The organism is Spirosoma fluviale, assembly GCF_900230225.1.
Taxonomy (GTDB): domain Bacteria; phylum Bacteroidota; class Bacteroidia; order Cytophagales; family Spirosomataceae; genus Spirosoma; species Spirosoma fluviale.
This window is the reverse complement of the sequence record NZ_OCNH01000009.1, coordinates 206,539-223,698: the sequence shown is the minus strand read 5'-3', so window position 1 is coordinate 223,698 and position 17,160 is coordinate 206,539. Positions and strand designations below refer to the sequence as shown.

Annotated in this window: 10 protein-coding genes; all 10 read right to left on the bottom strand. The window is 52.1% G+C overall.

Going from position 1 to position 17,160, the window contains the following annotated elements; genetic code table 11:
- Positions 1-28 precede the first annotated feature (28 nt).
- A complete protein-coding gene (locus CRO74_RS30080) occupies positions 29-982 on the bottom strand; it encodes a nucleoside hydrolase (RefSeq protein WP_097131837.1) in 954 nt (317 codons plus the stop codon).
- Between the two features lie 54 nt (positions 983-1,036).
- Positions 1,037-2,317 carry a polysaccharide pyruvyl transferase family protein gene (locus tag CRO74_RS30075; RefSeq protein WP_097131881.1) on the bottom strand — a complete coding sequence of 427 codons (1,281 nt, stop codon included), beginning with the start codon at positions 2,315-2,317 and terminating at the stop codon, positions 1,037-1,039.
- Positions 2,318-2,507: 190 nt separating this feature from the next.
- Entirely contained in the window at positions 2,508-4,238 is a 1,731-nt protein-coding gene (locus CRO74_RS30070; RefSeq protein ID WP_097131835.1) for a RagB/SusD family nutrient uptake outer membrane protein, read from the bottom strand.
- Between the two features lie 23 nt (positions 4,239-4,261).
- Positions 4,262-7,165 carry a SusC/RagA family TonB-linked outer membrane protein gene (locus tag CRO74_RS30065; protein WP_097131833.1) on the bottom strand — a complete coding sequence of 968 codons (2,904 nt, stop codon included), beginning with the start codon at positions 7,163-7,165 and terminating at the stop codon, positions 4,262-4,264.
- Positions 7,166-7,217: 52 nt separating this feature from the next.
- Positions 7,218-9,047, bottom strand: coding sequence for a RagB/SusD family nutrient uptake outer membrane protein (locus CRO74_RS30060; RefSeq protein WP_097131831.1), 1,830 nt, complete (start codon positions 9,045-9,047; stop codon positions 7,218-7,220).
- A 10-nt stretch (positions 9,048-9,057) separates the two neighbouring features.
- Positions 9,058-12,567, bottom strand: coding sequence for a SusC/RagA family TonB-linked outer membrane protein (locus CRO74_RS30055; protein WP_097131829.1), 3,510 nt, complete (start codon positions 12,565-12,567; stop codon positions 9,058-9,060).
- A gap of 220 nt (positions 12,568-12,787) precedes the next feature.
- Positions 12,788-13,813, bottom strand: coding sequence for a FecR family protein (locus CRO74_RS30050; protein ID WP_097131827.1), 1,026 nt, complete (start codon positions 13,811-13,813; stop codon positions 12,788-12,790).
- A 66-nt stretch (positions 13,814-13,879) separates the two neighbouring features.
- Positions 13,880-14,506: an RNA polymerase sigma factor gene (locus tag CRO74_RS30045; RefSeq protein ID WP_097131825.1), complete on the bottom strand. Its 627-nt coding sequence runs from the start codon at positions 14,504-14,506 to the stop codon at positions 13,880-13,882.
- A gap of 34 nt (positions 14,507-14,540) precedes the next feature.
- Positions 14,541-15,536: a GRP family sugar transporter gene (locus tag CRO74_RS30040; protein WP_097131824.1), complete on the bottom strand. Its 996-nt coding sequence runs from the start codon at positions 15,534-15,536 to the stop codon at positions 14,541-14,543.
- Between the two features lie 11 nt (positions 15,537-15,547).
- Positions 15,548-17,143 carry an ADP-ribosylglycohydrolase family protein gene (locus CRO74_RS30035; protein WP_097131821.1) on the bottom strand — a complete coding sequence of 532 codons (1,596 nt, stop codon included), beginning with the start codon at positions 17,141-17,143 and terminating at the stop codon, positions 15,548-15,550.
- Positions 17,144-17,160 lie beyond the last annotated feature (17 nt).

Genomic DNA, 17,160 nt, shown 5'->3' with positions numbered 1-17,160 from the left:
ACCGTTTTCTGCGGCAGGGCCTGCCTGACTAATTCTTCAGTTGATGGATAACCCGCCAGAAATCGTCCGTTAGCGCTTTTGGATCCAACTGAGTATACACTTTTATGAACCGCTGTCTGTTTTCGGGGGGCGTCAACACATCCTTAAGTACTGCCTTTTCAGGGAGCAGATAGACCTCCACCAGCGCCAGATCCCACAGTGTGCGGACTTTGTCCTGAGGGTTTGTCTCCTCCCAACGCTGCTTCAGCATCCGCTGACTGACCACAGCCGGGTTAACTTTGCTGTAGATCGTATCCCGCGCAAATCGGTAGGGCAAAGCCGTACTGGTCGGCATTATCCGAAGATCGACCGAAGGGTGATTCAGCAAATAGTCGAAGGCGTTCAAATCGTTTCGAATGTTGAATTCGCTCTTGTTCCAGACTTTCGTTTGAGCATTGTATTGAGCCCCCAGCGCATACAACCGGATTCGGGACGCAATACTGGTATCAATGCGGATGGCGGAGGCAATATTGGTCAACGCGCCCAGACAGATTACATCTAAAAACTCACCCGGTTTCAAGCCTTTGACAGTTCGAATGAGTTGCTCCGAAGCCGCTGATGGCCGTGCTTCCGTACCACCCCAGGCCCGGCCCATCTGGCGGTCGGCTCCCAGTGGGTGGGCAATGGCTTCTTTATGCATGGCCTGCAAGATTTCCTCATTCAGTTGCTGGCTGATGGCTACCGTATTGATCGCTTTCGTTGGGTATTGATTCCATTTGTCGAAAGCAACCAAATCGGCATTGTTGAAGTGGGCAGAGCTGAGCCCCAGCACCTCTACGGATGGTTCGGCAAGTAGCCGGATAATGGCGTAGACATCGTCGGTTTCGTTACCCGTGTCAGCATCGAGCCACACTTTTTGCTTTTGCGCCTGAGCAGTGAGGCCGCCAAGCAGAAACAGCAGGCTGAAAAAAGGAAGCAGGTACCGTTGGGACTTGGGGGTCATAAAGATAAAATCGTTAGTGGCAATAAATAAGAACAGGTAGAGTCGATTTCTACCTTACAGCCAGGTTTCCCGCAACAGTCGAAACGTTTTGTCATAGCGGTCATTCACATTGGCCAGTGCTTTCCGGACATTCTGCTGAGCGGCTTTGTAGTTTTTCGTCACCTGCATCAGCCGGTCAGTAATTTGCTGACCCGTCGTTTGCTCGATCTCGAAAGTCCAGTCACCCAGCCCCAGATCGTAATACATCTGCCCTTTGATGGTGTCCTGCGGCTGGCGCAGGTAGAAACAGGGCGTCCCGTTAACAGCCGCCATAATGGGCGAATGGCATTCGAAACTCAGCACCGTATGCGCCTGGCTATACACCGATGCGGCTTCGTCGGGTAACCAGTACCCATGCTTAACAACCTTTGTTTTCACATCGGCGGGGAGCGGATCAATGAGCAGCTCGTCCAGTAGATCGGCCTGATAGGTCATCTCGGGGCATACCAGCACTTTATTTCCCGTTTGCCTGACCCAGGCAATCATGGCCTCGCGCAGTTTGGCATGATCGTCCTCTTTCCATTTGTCGTTTAGGGAGTCGACTTCCTTTATTTTAGCATCGCTCCAGCCCGAGTTTGCACTGATCCTGTAATAGGGCGTAACCCGAAGCCGGGGAATGGCGCAGATAAACTGGCGGTGTTTGAGGTCATTGGCCACCAAGAAAGCGTTTGCTTTCTCGTCGTCGCGGATGGTCAGGGCGAAGGTGGCATCGGGTGCAAACGCGATGTGGCTACCCGACAGTCCCGCTTTCCGCAGCATCTCGATGGATGCCGTTTCGCGGGTAAAAATCAGTGATGCACTTGACAGCAGCGTTTTAACGGCTGGGTAAACATCCTGAATCGTGACGCCGAACAGCCCAAATGGCTTGTGAGTCTGCGCGTGCCAGGCTTCCAGGTAATCGAGCGCAACGACCATTGGGCCGGAGCCGTGGAGAAAAAAGTCAGCCTCCACAAACGCCTGCTTGACCTCGTCGGACTGCGGCTCGTTGTCCTTCACACTGCCGTGAATAATCCGCACATCCGGATAATAGTGGTTCAGCATGGTTTCCACTTTGGCACTGCGGCTACGCTTCCACAGGATGAGTTTGGCCTGCGGAAGGCGTTTCTTCAGGAGCGCAATCAGGCCGGGCGTATGCGCAATATCGCCGATGTTGACATCCTGCCAGCCCGAGGTAAACAGAATAACCGGATCAGACTTTCCCGCTGCCCGTGTTATCCGGCTTATCAACAATGAGGCACTGAGCAGGCCGGCCTGGCGCAGAAACGTTCTTCGGTTTTGATTCTGATTGATTTTCATGTCCTCGGTTATCATTTTAAGCTACTACCACGACCTGTTTACGGCCATGTCATTAAATCAGAGTCAACTTCCTGACAGAAAAGAAAATGCTTCCCCAATGGGGAAGCGCTTTCCGGGCCAACCTATGATATTTTAACTATACCAGATCAGTATCGTCTGGCTTAACAAGACTGTCCAGCCTGGTTTGGTATTACCAGAGCGGGTTTTGAAGCAACCCACCTGCAATATTGATGTCTGTTTGCGGAATCGGGTACAAGTACATTTTAGGGGTAAACACCCGGTCTTCTACCGTAACGGGCTTGTACGTGAACGTTGCATCCGCATTTCGGGTAATGTCGACCCCGCGTAGTGGCGCATTGAAGTAGGCAGGGGCCTGCATCCATCGACGTACATCCCAGAAACGGTGATCTTCGAAGGCAAACTCCACTCGGCGTTCATTCCGTATTTTCTCCCGTACATCGACCTGCGACAAGCCCGTTGGCAGTAACGGCATGGTTACCCCTGTACGGTTTCTGACCCGGTCGTAGTAGGCCTTGATATCGGCGTTACCAGGGCTCCACTCATTGAGCGCTTCGGCATAGTTGAGGTAGATTTCAGGATACCGGAACAGAATCCAGCTGTGCACTCCCGTATTGCCGTTGATCAGGTTTAAGCTCTCGATCTGGTATTTCCGGAGGTAATAGCCCGTTTTGGAAGCAAACGCAATCGGTTTGGCATCCAGCCCGCCCGTCCACAATTGAACATTCCGGGCCGGTGTACCAAAAGGCGTATTGTTGACGGCAATGGTAAAGCCCAGTCGGGGGTCACGGTTGGCGTACGGATCAGCCGCCATAGCCGGATTAGTCCAGTCGAATTTAACGGCCGTTGTTGCGTTTACCCTGACCTCGTAGGCATCCACCAGATCCTGAGAGGGGGTATTGCCGCTTTGCCCCAGACTAAAGCCAATGGGCGAATTATTTCGCTCAAACGCATTGCTGGCCGCATTACTGCGGGTGAAGATAATTTCGGGGTTGTTGAATGTGTTGAACAGCGCTTTATAGGCCCCCAGGTTGGGCAATGCAGCCGCATCGATTACCGCTTTGGCGGCATCGGAGGCCGCTTTCCAGCGAGCCACCCGATCCCCCGCCGGTAACGAAATGAACTCGGGCTTACTGTACCCACCCGCCCAGGCGGGCGTGTTGAACAAGTCGCTGGCGGCATATAAGAGAACCCGGCTTTTCAGAGCGAGCGCAGACAGTTTGGTGGCCCGTCCCAGATCGGTAGCGGCAACGTACGGCAGCGTGGATGTGTTGAGAGGCAATTGAGCGGCTGCCGAATCACACTCCGCCGTTATAAACTGAATGCATTCGCTTAGGGTGTTGCGTTGTACTTTCGAGAAGTCGTCCTCCAGCGAAAGGGATTTGTTAAGGAGAGGAACACCCCCATACCGTTTCACCAGTTCGAAGTAATAATGAGCCCGCAGGAATCTGGCTTCGTAGGTCCAGCGTTTGGTAGCGGCCAGGTTGGTTTGATAAACCTGCTGCGCCGAAGCCGACGGATCTAATCTCCAGGGGTCCAGATTAATTTTCCCGGTAGAGGCCAGAAACTGATTTACCTTCCGAATGCTGCGGTAATACGTCCCCCAAACAAGGTCCGGGTTATTGACGGCATTCCAGCTACCGGTATTAAAACTCTGAATCGGGTTTGTCTCGGCCGTAAATTCAGCTTCATCCGTTGCCGAAGCCATCATGGCAGCGCCCCCAATATAGAGCGTACCATCCGGAATATCCGAGTAGATCGCATTTAGTAAGGACTGTACATTACCAAACGACTGTTCAATTTCTTTCTGGCCAATCGTCGTTACAAAGTCACGGTCAAGGTCCTGGCAGGCGCTTAGAGCCAATCCAGCCAGAACGGTTAACGTATAGATGTATTTTTTCATTTGTCAGCTTCGTTTTAAATGAATTACAACTGGACTTTCAGGCCCAACGTAACGGTTCGGGTTACCGGATAGCCGGTCAGGGTTTCGGGGTCGCCGTAGGGAACCCGGTCGAGAGAGAACAGGTTGGTGCCATTGACAAAGAACCGCACGGTTTTCAGGCGTACCCGATCCGACAAAGCAGTCGGCAGTGAGTACCCGATCTCGGCACTGCGCAGTTTAACGAAACTGCCGTTGCGCTGCCAGAACGTGGAGAACTGGTAGTTATTCAAATTATCTTTCGACGACAGCCGTGGATAGTCGGCGGTGGCAGCCGTTTGGGGTGTCCACCGGTTCAGCGCAATGGGCGCGACCTGGCCATTGCCCTGGAACGCCTGGAAATAGTTGCCGCCTAAATAAACGGTGTTTCCCGTAACTGCCTGAAATACCAGGTCGGCGTCAAATCCTTTGTAGCGAAAACCGGTATGCAGCCCCAGCGATAGATTCGGCAGACCAGGGTTGCCGATGGGCATTCTGTCGTTGGCGTCGATGATACCGTCCGGCTTGCCATCGGGTCCACCAATGTCCTGGTACTTTATGTCGCCCGCTTTGATAACCTCACTCAGCACACCGGGAACGTTTTTGGGGTCCAGCTGCCGTTGAGCAATGTCCTCAAGGCTATAAAAACCAATGGCTTTCAGGCCGATGGGCTGCCCAATGGCATTGCCCGCAGCATACAGGCGGCTGTTCAACTGGATAGCCTCGGCGTTGAAAACCACTTTGTTTTTGAAGTACGAGAAATTACTTTCTACAAAGAACTGGAAATCCTTTTTTTGCGTGGCATTATAGCGAAGGGCTACGTCAAACCCTTTATTATTGGCTTTACCCTGGTTAAGATTGGGCGTCACGATACCGGAAAATAGCGGTGTCGTACTGGCCGAAGCTACCACAATATCGTAGCGATCCCGATTGAAGACATCCACCGAAAGGTCGAAGTTTTTGAAGAGGGTAGCATCGACACCAATGTTCAGGGATTTTTCCTTTTCCCAGGTGACATTGGGGTTGGCAATGGCGTTCTCGGCAAAACCACCGACGGCCGTATTACCGGTGCCAAAAAAGTAGCCACCCCCGCCAAAGGTTGCAGTGTAGGCATATCGTGAAGACAAGCCCTGGGTCACAATGTTATCATTGCCGACAAGCCCATAAGAGCCTCTAAGCTTCAGGAAATCAATCGTTTTGTTGTTACTCAGGAATTTCTCGCCGGAAAGAACCCAGCCTACCGACGCTGCCGGAAAAAATCCGTACCGTTGGCCGGGCGCAAAAATATCACTGCCCATGTACCCCGCCGACACTTCGGCCAGATACTTGTTATTATAGGTGTAGGTAAACCGGGCAGCCCCGTTATTGTGCTTGTAGGGGTCGGTGGAGTTAGCTGTCGGAGTGCTCAGATCATTGGCCGGGCCGAAAACCGTAACGTTATCGGAGTTGAACATCAGCATAGCCGAGATATCGTTTTTGCCCACCGTCCGTTTATAATTCAGGAAACTCTGAAAAATCAAGCTACGGTATTGGTCGAGGGTTTCCTCGGCACCGGCCAGTGAGGTTAACTGCCCAACGGCCGGGCTATAGATCGTATCACCGGCCACCCCTCTGGAGATGGAATACCGGGGATACTGCTTGGACTTGCGCGACCCGGATTCAAAGTAATTGTTGATTGAAACGGAAACCGAAGCGCTCAATCCTTTGGCAATCATATCCAGCTGCTCGGTCAACTTCAGCGAAGAGAGCACCGTACGGGAGTTGTTGGTAAAAAATCCCGTTGCCAGCATGTTCCCTACCGGATTGGCATACAAGGCATTACCGCCAAAACTCCCGTTCGGGTTGTAAACCGGAAAAGCGTTTGGGGGTAACTGTGCCAGCAAGCCAAAGGTCGACCCGGTCGTATAGTTGTTGGGGTTGTTGCTCTGCTCGAAGGAACCGGCAATTTTAAACTCGGCCGACAGGCGCTGGGTGAGGTTTACATCCAGATTTGTCCGGAAGTTATACTTGGCGTAGTTCGAATTTGAGCTTTCGTCATTCATATCTCCGAACTTTTTAAAGAGTCCCTGGCTGGTGATGGCATTCAGGTTGACGAAGTAGCGAACGAATTTATCGCCCCCGCCAAATGTCAGGTTGTAGCTCGATACAGGGGCCGTTGGCCGCAGCACCTGGTTATACCAGTTCACATCGGGATGAAAAACGGGATCGGTCCCATTTTGATACGCATCAAGATCGGCAGGGGTGTAGCGGGTTGGCAGCCCATCGTTGGAGAGGGCTTCGTTATACAACACGCTGTAGTTGTAGGCGTTCAGGAATTTCGGTACGTACTGCGCCTGGTTAAAGCCCTGTCGGGTGGTAAACGAAATCCGCAGTGGGCCTGCTTTGCCCGCTTTGGTCGTTACCAGTACCACGCCATTGGCTGCGCGAGCGCCATAAATGGCCGTTGCCGAGGCATCTTTCAACACCGTAATGGTTTCAATTTCTTCGGGCACCAGTTGCATAAACGCATTGGAAGGACCGGCACCATTGCTGATGTAGCCATCAATGATATAGAGGGGAGCATTGCCTGCTGCCCCAAAGGTGTTTACCCCACGTACAAAAAGATTGGGGGTAGATGCCCCCGGCTCCGAGCCACCCTGCGTAACCGACAGACCGGCCAAACGCCCGTAGAGCGTATTGCCGAGGTTAAGGGAGAAGTTCTTCTCCAAATCCGACCCGTACACGGTTGAGAGGGCACTCGTAACCCGTTGTGTGGGCAGGTTGCCAAAGCCAATGTTGGTAACGGCTAACGCTGGAAAAACAGCGACGCTATCGAGGGTAGGGAGTTGACCTGTCCGCTGTTGCGCGTGTACGTTTCCGAACACGCCCAGCAGTAAGACAAGAAAAACGGGTATGGTATATGTTCGTTTCATTGTGGCGAAGGAAGTTGGTTAATAAGGATATGGTAAGCGGCCTGTTCCATGCTTACCAACCGGGGTTCTGAGCTAGATTTCCCTTCAGCACTTCCGTCAACGGGAAAGGATGCAGGTACATGTTCTTGTTGAATGTCCGCGTCTCAAACGTGTAAGGCTTCCAGGCATATTTAAAGTTTGGTGCAGTGCCCGTCCGGGTAATCTGCAAGCCATCCATATTACCCTTCATGACACCCTCTTCTTCGGCAATCAACCAGCGTTTGACATCCCAAAACCGGTGATCATCATTGAGCATTTCGATCGCAATCTCATTGCGTACGCGCTGCCTGAACTCCTCTTTGGTGAGTCCCTGCGGCAGATTGGGCATTCCCGAACGCGTACGAATGGCGTTGACGGCGTCGTAGGCGTCCTGTACGGGGCCCGATGCTTCGTTCAACGCTTCTGCATAATTGAGATACAGCTCATTGACCCGAAACAGCACGTCGTTCATGACAAAATTGGCGCTGGTCGCATTTCGGGGAATGTATTTCCGCAGCCAGAAACCACCTTTACAGTTCACGTAATCTTTGCCACCGTTGAAGATCTGGGCAATTGGGTCTCTTGCCGTGTAATAGCCATTGGTATAAGCCACCGACTGCTTGAACCGGGGGTCTAACTCGGCATATTTGGCAATCAGGTCCGTTCCGCCGGCAGCGTCCCAATTCTGGGGGGTACCGTCGAGTTTTTCGTACTTTTTCACAAAATTCAGCGGCACACTGATCCCGCTCCAGAAAGACCCAAAACAGGATGCGTTCCAGAACGTCAGGGGGGCATTACCGATATTGGTTATACCATTCGCGTTGTTCGCTCCACCCTGGTACATGAATATCAGCTCTTTATTGTTGTTGGTTTCCCAGGATACCCGGTAGTTGCCCAACGGGCCTACTGTTCCATTATCCAGTTCTTTGGGATTTCTGTTTGCGGGTTCATCAATCAATCCATAGCCATTGGCCAGAGCATAATCCAGGGCAGCCTTGGCGGCATCGGCCGCTAGTTTCCAGCGGTTGGGGTCAAAATTACCGTAGCAGATCAGGGCATTGTCGGCCTCTTTTGCCATAGGCAGTACGGGCGTTGCGGTATTGTACTGTGGACTGGCGGCATACAGCAGCACTTCAGCTTTTATAGACAGGGCCACCAGAGCCGTGATTCGGCCGGTTTGCGAAGCGGAATGGGCAGCTGGCAAATTGGGCACCGATTCATTGATATCTTTCACCACAAAGTTCACACAGTCACTAAAGGAGCTTCGGGGTACATCGACTTTCTCCCCTGGGCTAAATACCTTATCGACAATGGGAACGCCCCCGTACCGCTTCAGCATTTCCAGATAATTTAAGGCCCGCAGGGATTTTACTTCGGCAATAACCTGCTTTTTATAAGCCTCGTCGGCATCGGGCACTTCGTTGATTCGTTTCAGCACCAGGTTGATCTGGCGCAAGGCGATCCACCGGATGTAATAGCGGAAGTCTTCTACGTTTACAATGTTGGATGGGAGTACGGTACCCTCATTCCATCGGTTATTGTTCACAAAAGAAGCTTCGGACGCATCGCCTTCGTCGCTGATACTTGAGCTGGGGTGGATACAGTCCGTGCCGTTCACTCCGGAGAATGGAATGTAATAGTTGGCCGGGTTGGCAACGGCTTCGTTTTGAATCCGATACCGGAAATTTGAATGGACAGCGTACCGGTAAATCGTCGTCATAAACGTCTCCAGATTGGCTTTATTCAAAAAAGCATTTTCTTCTGTAAGGTCTACGCCCGGCGCTTTATCCAGAAAATTTTTATTACAGGCTGTTGTTATTAAACAACAGAGGAGTACAGTCAATACGGATGGTATTTTTTTCATGACGTGATGATTAGAAGCTTAGGTTTACACCGGTGTTGATGGTTCGAACGAGCGGGTAAGGTTCCGTATTGGTATCCCCGGTTGAGGTGTTTTCCGGATCGATACCCGGATACATGCTTTTCCACGTAAACAGGTTATTGGCGTTCACGTAAATACGGCAAGCACCGATGTGCAGCCTTTTAAGCAGCCCTTCGCTCAATCGGTACCCTATTTCAGCATTTTTTATCCGCACATAACTGGCATCGGCAAGCCAATAGGAAGAGCCTTCTCCGTTGGGGTTGGCGTTCACCGAGAAACGAGGGAAGCGGATGGGTAAACCGGCGTCGTACCGCTCCTGCGTCCAGCTTTCGTTCATGTAGCTGGGCGATCCTTCGGGTGGTGCCTGGCCGTAGCCGGTTCCGCGCTGAAAGCGGGTATAATAGTGCGATACATTACCGACACCCTGAAACAGCACCGACAGGTCGAACCCTTTGTAGTTCAGTCCAATGGAAGCTCCAAAGGTCTTTTCCGGCAAATTGGAGAAGCCAATGGGAACGGCATCAAAGTTATTGACGATACCATCGCCGTTGTAGTCTACGTATTTGATATCACCGGGCTGAATCTTGTTGTTGGAGTAGGCATATACCGGTCGGCTGGTATTATTCACTTCCTCCCATGAATTGAACAATCCCTCGGCAATAAGGCCGAAATTCTGTCCAAGCCGCTGCCCGGTCCGGTTCTGGTAGGCGAACTGGTTGGGCACTTCATCCCGGAAAGTGACCTTGTTTCGGGCAAAGCTGAAATTGGCCGAAATACGGTAGCCTAATCCGCCAACCTTATCAATATACGTTATATCACCTTCGTACCCTTTGTTCTCCATTCTACCCAGGTTACTGGCGGGTTGCGACAGCCCGGTAATGGACGAAATGGTTTGCGGAGTTGCCAGAATATCGCTGCGTTTCTCGCTGAACACGTCGCCGGTAAACTTGATTTTGTCTTTCAGGAACCACAACTCCAGACCAATATTTTGCTTTACGGCCCGCTCCCAGGTTACGTTGGGGTTGCCCGTAGCGCCTTCCCGAATGCCCGTAAAACCGCTGTATGTTGAGCCAACATTTCCGAAATAATACATGTTGGGCACGGATGAATAACTTGTTTCCCGGTACAGGAAACGGGTACCGCCGATGTTATCATTACCCACTTCGCCATACGAACCCCGCACCTTCAGGAACGTAACGAAGCCGGATTTCGGGAAAAATGGCTCCTGCGATGCTACCCAGCCCAGCGAATAGGCCGGAAAAAGCCCAAAGCGCTTACCCGGTGCAAAATTCTCGGTGCCATTGTAACCCACGTTCACCTCGGCCAGGTAGCGGCCGTTGTAATCGTAAGTAGCACGGCCTACAAAACTCTGGTATCCTTTCGGCACCAGAAAAGCCAGCGCCGGATCAAAGGTTTTCTGCTGGTTGTAGAGCAGTAGTCCGGTTACGTTGTGTACGCCGAAACTCTGTTTGTAGTCAACACCCGCTTCGGCCGTAATACGCCGGTTGTAGTTACCGCTCTGGCTGAACCCAAACTGGGCTTCCGTTGTAGAGGGTACATAGTTGACGGAGCCGTCGGGCAACTTCACGGCCAGATACGTGATCAGCGTTTTGGTGTTGACGATTTGCTGGTCGTTGTACGTTTGCATGGCTACATTGCCATGTACCGATAAGCCATTGGTCAGAAAGCCAAGGTCATAATCCATTCTGAAATTTCCGTTCAGGTAGTTGCGATACGACCGTTTGAGCCCCCCGGCCAGGTTCGGGTAAAGCAAACTGGCGTAAGGGTTGTTTTGTGAACCAGTTAATATATTGACAACTTTCCCGTCTACAACACCCGGCGTACTCAGCGGGCTGGCGCGGGCAATGTCGCCCACGACGCGCTCGGTACTGCTGCCGTTGTTGCCGCTTCGAACTTCGGTCTGCGACGACAGGTCGAGTGTCATCCGTAACCGGCTGGTCACGTCGAAATTAAAGTTGGAGCGGAGGTTGTAGCGCTGAAAAAGTGACTGGGGCGAAAACGCGTCGACCACATCCTTCGTATCTTTAAACAATCCCTCCTGACTGAAATACCCCGCCGAAACGAAGTACCTTACCTTGTTTTGTCCCCCGCTGATGTTGACGTTATGCTGCGATTGTTTGGACACTTTTTTGAACATCACATCGAACCAGTTGACGTTTGGGTGGAAGATGGGGTCCTGTCCGTTGCGATAGAGTTCAATATCCTGATCCGTGTATCGGGGCGTGTAGGTGGTTCCGTTTACATACGTATCCGCTTTCAGGGCATCGTTGAAGTGAGTGGCATAATCGCCACTGTTCATCATCTGCCGCAAGTCGGTAAAGGAGTTAAACCCCTGGTTAAACGTGTAGCTCACTTTGGGCGGGCCAACCTTACCGCGCTTGGTGGTAATGATCAGCACCCCATTGGCACCCCTGATCCCGTAAACTGCTGTCGATGAGGCATCTTTCAGGATCGTTACCGACTCAATTTCATTGGGGTCAATGTTATTATAGTTGTCGACCTGTATGCCATCGACCAGGGTTAGGGGGTCGGTACTGCCCGAGAAAGTACCCACGCCCCGGATTCTGATCTTGGACCCGTCGTTACCCGGCTCCCCCCCCGATTGGGTGGCGAACAGACCCGGCAAACGGCCCACCAGCGAATTGCTGATATTGGCTACCGGCGACTGGATAAGTTCTTTGGTGCCAATGGTTGAAATGGCTCCGGTTGCATTGATCTTCTTCTGGGTACCAAATCCAACAACAACAACCTCGTTGAGTTCTTTGAGGTCATTTTTCAGGGTGATATTTACCTGGGTGCGGTTTCCAACCGTAACTTCCTGTTTCTCGAACCCAACGAAACTAAAGACGAGCACCGCATTGGCATTCGGCACGGAGATGGAATACTGTCCATTGGCATCCGTATTTGTTCCTTTGTTAGCGCCTTTCAATACGATGCTGGCGCCGGGAATTGGGTCGCCTTTATCATTGTCGGTCACCCGCCCTTTCACAACGATATCGGCGGGTTTGGCCGTTGAGAAAGCCTGCATATCAACCCGTGCGGTCAGGCTGTTGATCGCCAGCTCCTTATCGGCTTCCGGCTCCAGCGGCTGAGTGCCCGATGCTTTCAGGGGTTCCGTTTCCGCCGAGGAGTTTTTACCTATTTTCCGGGGCAGAATGGTGTACCCTCCCCCTTTCAGCTTTTGAAACCGAAGTTTGGCGGGTGTCAGCACCCTGTCGAGTACCTGCTCCAGTTTGTCATTTTCATTGACAGCGCCGGAGAAAGTTTTATTTTCGAGTAATTCTTTCTGATAGACGAAACTGGTTTTATAGGTTAATTCCAGTTTTTTCAGCAGAACGATCAGGCTGGTGTTCGTCTCCTGCGTTGGAGTGCCTTCTTTGCGCCTGTGTATGGAGGCAAATGTAAGTTGGGCTACCCCCTCCTGAATCCCCGAAAAAGAGGACAGCCACAAGGTTGTATAAAAGAGGATACGTCTTTTCATAGTAAAATGGGATCGTATTATTGGCTATGCCGTAGTTGGTAGTCAAACGGGTGGGGTACTTGGTTTTCCCGCTTTTTTTATGATTATTTTCCGGGAAAGTTTAAATCTTCTTATCAGATGGGAATTATCTGGACTGAAGCTGTACAAAAAATTATACTCGTGGGAGCCGATTGAAAAATCGCCCACGAGTATGCTGTAAATCGGTTGAAATTGGGCCTGTTTAGCGAAATGAATAGGTATCCCCTGATTTTTTCACTTCGGCGTCGAGAATGATCGCCAGGTTGTCGATACAGTCTTCGACTACTTCGGTACGTAGTTTACCCGTCAGGGTTTTATTCGTCAGTTGCTGATCGTCCAGTTTGATGGTCACGCCGAAGGTATCCTCAAGGCTGCTGATAATTTCCGGAAGGCTTTTGCCATCCAGAATCAGATAGGACTCCTTCCAGGCATCATATAGATCGGGTTGTACCCGTTTAAGCTGGATGTTCCGGTTTTTGGGCGACACAATGGCCATGTCGCCGGGCTTCATCACCACTGTCGATTGATCATTGGTACTCAACTGAACTTTTCCTTCGTTCAAAACGACGTTGGTTTGTTCACGCCGGGTGTTTACGTTGAACTCGGTGCCTAATACCTCAACTTTAGCTTCGGGCGTGTGGACAATGAATTTAGCTCCCTTCCGTTTGGCAATGTCGAAATAAGCTTCACCGGTGAGCCACACTTCCCGCACGGAACTACCCGCCAGGTTATCCCCTACTTTCAGGGTCGAGTTGGCATTGAGCGTAACCGTAGACCCATCGGCAAGTTTTATCTCCTGCACGTTCCCATAGGCTGTTTCGTACGTCAGGTGCGCATTTGCCTGATACGCCCACCAACCCAGCCCAACGGACATAACCAGTAGAACCACAGCCGCAGCTGCCCAATAAGGCCGCTGGTACCACCGAATCTCCTGCCGACTCACGTTTTGAAATGGATGCGTAAGACGTTCCGAGTTACGGGCTGACTTATCAATATCATTCCAGATACGCTGTTTCAGGCGGGCCATATCTTGTGGAGAGGGCTCTATTTCCTGAAAACGAATCGACTTGACATACTCAACAGCGTTTCGAACATCAGCCACTTTATGGGGATAAGTCGCCATAAAGTCCTGCCAGAAGCGATTCGATTCCTCCGTTGGCGTTAATACCCAGCGAATGAAATCAGGATCTTTGCAAAAGTCGTCTACAGTAAAAGCGGGGTACGGCATTAGACAAGCATCATGATAGTACTCGTTAAACAGAGCACAAGTAATTTTTTCCCGGCTTTTGGGTAATTATATCTTTGTGAGATAACCAAAAACAGCACCCAGCAGACTCAGCAAGGCTCCCCGCTGCTCGAATGCCGTGCGCACATGCACCCGCAAGGTAGTAAGAGCCACGTTAATTGTGTTATAAACGCTCTTTAACGTAATGTCCATCACCTCAGCCGCCTGTGCGTAGGTCAGCCCTTTCATATAGACCAGGTACAGGATTTCCTTTTGCCGTTTGGGTAATTTATTCAACTCACCGATCAGCAGTGCCTTTTGCTGATCGACAAGCTGCTCCTCAATCAGTGACCGCTCATAAGGCTGAACCAGAAATTCCGCTTTATCAAAAATATAGTCCTCCGAATCCAGTTTATTCAATCGGGCCACCGTGTCGAGTAGCCGACGGCGTAACGACCGGTAGAGATAAAACCGGATGTTATCCGTTGGCCCGAGTTTGGCCCGACTGTCGTGCAGGTGTAGAAACAACTCATGCAGACAGTCTTCTACCAATTGCCGGTTTCGGACAAGATTATAGCCGTACCGGTACAGATCGGCCGAAAACAATTCATAAAGTTGCGAGAAAGCATCCTGACTTCCCTGACGAAAGTCATTCCACAGGCGAATATGTTGGGCGGGGGTGAGTTGATCGGTCATGCTCAGTAACCACAGGGCGTGTAAAGGTATTTAGTCAGCGCGCAACAATCAACAGGCCTAACCCGACAATGTAACAGAGCAACATGCCATTGAGCAATCCACTAACACCCTTTGGAGCCGACCGAAATTCCCGCCAGACGTAAATCCCCCACAAAGCCGCGACGACGGTGGCACCCTGACCAAGTCCGTAACTGATGGCCGGACCGGCTTTGTCAGATGCCAGAATGCTGAACGACATACCCAGGCACCAGATCATACCACCCAGCACGCCCGTCAGGTGATTGCGCCCGCTGCCCCGAAAATAATCGGCATAACTAACGGGCGTTCCTTCGAAGGGTCGGCGCATGAGCAACGTATTGAACAGGAAATTACTGGCCAGGATACCCAGCGCAAAAAAGACAACGGCGGTGTAGGGACTGAGCTTGCCCGGCTCGGGCTGATCGAAATTCGGGAACATGGCCTGGGCCACGTAGCCATAAAACAAACCCATCAGACAACCCGCCACGACAGACAGCAGCAGTCCTTTTGTGGAGACCCCTGATTCCGACGTGGCCGTCCGTCGGTAGGCAACGGCGTTGAGCAGGATAGCCACCACGATCAGAGCCATGCCGCCGAACAGCAGTCCGGCATTCCCGACGGGCGCGTTGAGGTAGTTGACCACCACGCCAATGACCAGCGCCAGCCCGATACCCACCGGAAACGCCACCGACATACCCGCGATAGAAATGGCCGCTACCAGCAGGATATTGGCGGCATTGAACAGAACCCCGCCCCAGAGGGCCGAGCCGATATTGTCCAGATCGGCCTGCCGGACATCGGCCAGAAACGAGCGTCCCCCTTCGCCCATACTTCCCAGCGTGAGGGCCAGCAATAGTGCCAGACCGACAATCCCCAGCACATAATCCCAGTAGAACAATTCAAAACGCCAGTTACCCGCCGACAGCTTCTGGGTGTTGGCCCACGAACCCCAGCAAAGCATGGTAACGATGCAAAACAACACGGCGGTGCCGTATGACTCAATGATAAACATAGCGGTGGGATTTAGTAACGGGCCAGAATGGGTTTGTTGCCGAAAACGATCAGGTTGCGCACGCGTACGGAGTGATCGTTATTCGGGTTGAGCAGTTTCAACCGCAGCGTGTGCTTTCCGGGTGTTAGCTGGTACTTCCAGGTCATATCGTAGCGACGACGGGTGAAACTGGCGGGCAGGCTGGCTGTTTCCATCTTTTTATCGTCGATGTAAACGTCAACCTGAGCCGTGTAAGCGCTCTCATATTCGTATTGGCCCGCCTGCGCTTTTGGCCTGTTCTCCCCAACAACGATAAAGCCAACTCCGTCGAAGGTAGCGGTGTACTCGTCGTTGAGGTCTTTGTTGATAGTCCGTTTTTCGGTGGGGAAGTGCCCGCCGAAGCTTTGTTCCAACCGAACCGCTTTGGGCGTTTGTACGGCAATGGTCACGTTGTCGCCACTTACTTTACCGCCGTTGCGCTCGATGACCTGAAGGGCGTGCTTCATCCCGATGCCATACACGTCGTTGAGTGACATGGTCGTGTATTTAAAGTCGATGTCCTCCGCTTCGGCCAGACCCTGTTTCCAGTAAGCCGGCATTTTGCTGTAGCCCAGCATCGTGCCCAGGATACCGCCCGCCGACGATGGATTGCAGTCGGAATCCTGACCGGCGCGGGTGCTGATCTGCATGGTTTTGGTGTAGTCGCCCTGACCGTACAGCAGCCCCAGCACGATATAGGCCGAGTTGATCTTCGCGTCGATATTAAACGGGGCAAATATGCCGTCCGGGCAACCTACTTCGTCCGACCATTTGCGTTGCACTTCCAGCCAGGTTCGTTTCCAGTCGTTCGGATACTGGTCGTGCCACTTGATCACGTCGGCAATGCACTGGTAAAAGGTACTCTGCGCCGGAACAGCCTTCAATGCCTCCCGAACGACGTAATTGACGTCGTTACTGACGAACGCCAGCGAATACATAGCGCCGACGTACACGCCACCATACCAGCCGTCGCCGTAGTTCATGATGTGGCCGATGGGATCGCCTATTTTCACGGCCGTATTGGGCATTCCGGGAGCCATCAGCCCCGAAAAATCCGCTTCGATCTGGAAGTCGATATCGTCCGCATGGGGGTTGTTGAGCCAGTGACCCGACTCGGGGGCTTTCATGCCGTTGAGGATATTATACCGGCCTACCTGATTAGCGTGCCAGAGCATGTAGTCGGCCTTGGCAAAGGCGTTGGCGTGTTCGCTGACGGGCGCATCGAGGCCTTTTTTCTCGAACACATCCACGAAGGTCAGGTCCATGTAGAGATCATCGTACAGGCCGGGCGTTTCGAGCATCGTTTTCTTGATGTAGCCGTCGTACCACGGAATGGGCTGATACTCATTCATCATAGTCCCGTTAAACTTGAACTCGGTTGGTCCGCCGAAGGTGCAGCCGATGAGCTGACCAGCCCAGCCGCCTTTGATCTTGTCCTGCAAGGCGGCTTTTGTCATGGTGACCGTGGCGGGCGGACGAGCCGAAACAGTCGTGTTCGATCTCTTTTTGGGCGTCGTGGTGGGCGGTCCGGCGATCCGGCCGAAGCCCGTTAGCGCCAGTAACGGCAGGAGGAGGTAGATTCTTTTCATTGGGGTTAGAGAAGTTT

What these genes read in the sequence shown, in the direction of transcription:
- CRO74_RS30075 (WP_097131881.1), bottom strand. Translation starts at nt 2,317, where the DNA reads ATGAAAATCAATCAGAATCAAAACCGAAGAACGTTTCTGCGCCAGGCC.
- CRO74_RS30050 (WP_097131827.1), bottom strand. Translation starts at nt 13,813, where the DNA reads ATGCCGTACCCCGCTTTTACTGTAGACGACTTTTGCAAAGATCCTGAT.
- CRO74_RS30045 (WP_097131825.1), bottom strand. Translation starts at nt 14,506, where the DNA reads ATGACCGATCAACTCACCCCCGCCCAACATATTCGCCTGTGGAATGAC.
- CRO74_RS30035 (WP_097131821.1), bottom strand. Translation starts at nt 17,143, where the DNA reads ATGAAAAGAATCTACCTCCTCCTGCCGTTACTGGCGCTAACGGGCTTC.
- CRO74_RS30040 (WP_097131824.1), bottom strand. Translation starts at nt 15,536, where the DNA reads ATGTTTATCATTGAGTCATACGGCACCGCCGTGTTGTTTTGCATCGTT.
- CRO74_RS30055 (WP_097131829.1), bottom strand. Translation starts at nt 12,567, where the DNA reads ATGAAAAGACGTATCCTCTTTTATACAACCTTGTGGCTGTCCTCTTTT.
- CRO74_RS30070 (WP_097131835.1), bottom strand. Translation starts at nt 4,238, where the DNA reads ATGAAAAAATACATCTATACGTTAACCGTTCTGGCTGGATTGGCTCTA.
- CRO74_RS30060 (WP_097131831.1), bottom strand. Translation starts at nt 9,047, where the DNA reads ATGAAAAAAATACCATCCGTATTGACTGTACTCCTCTGTTGTTTAATA.
- CRO74_RS30065 (WP_097131833.1), bottom strand. Translation starts at nt 7,165, where the DNA reads ATGAAACGAACATATACCATACCCGTTTTTCTTGTCTTACTGCTGGGC.
- CRO74_RS30080 (WP_097131837.1), bottom strand. Translation starts at nt 982, where the DNA reads ATGACCCCCAAGTCCCAACGGTACCTGCTTCCTTTTTTCAGCCTGCTG.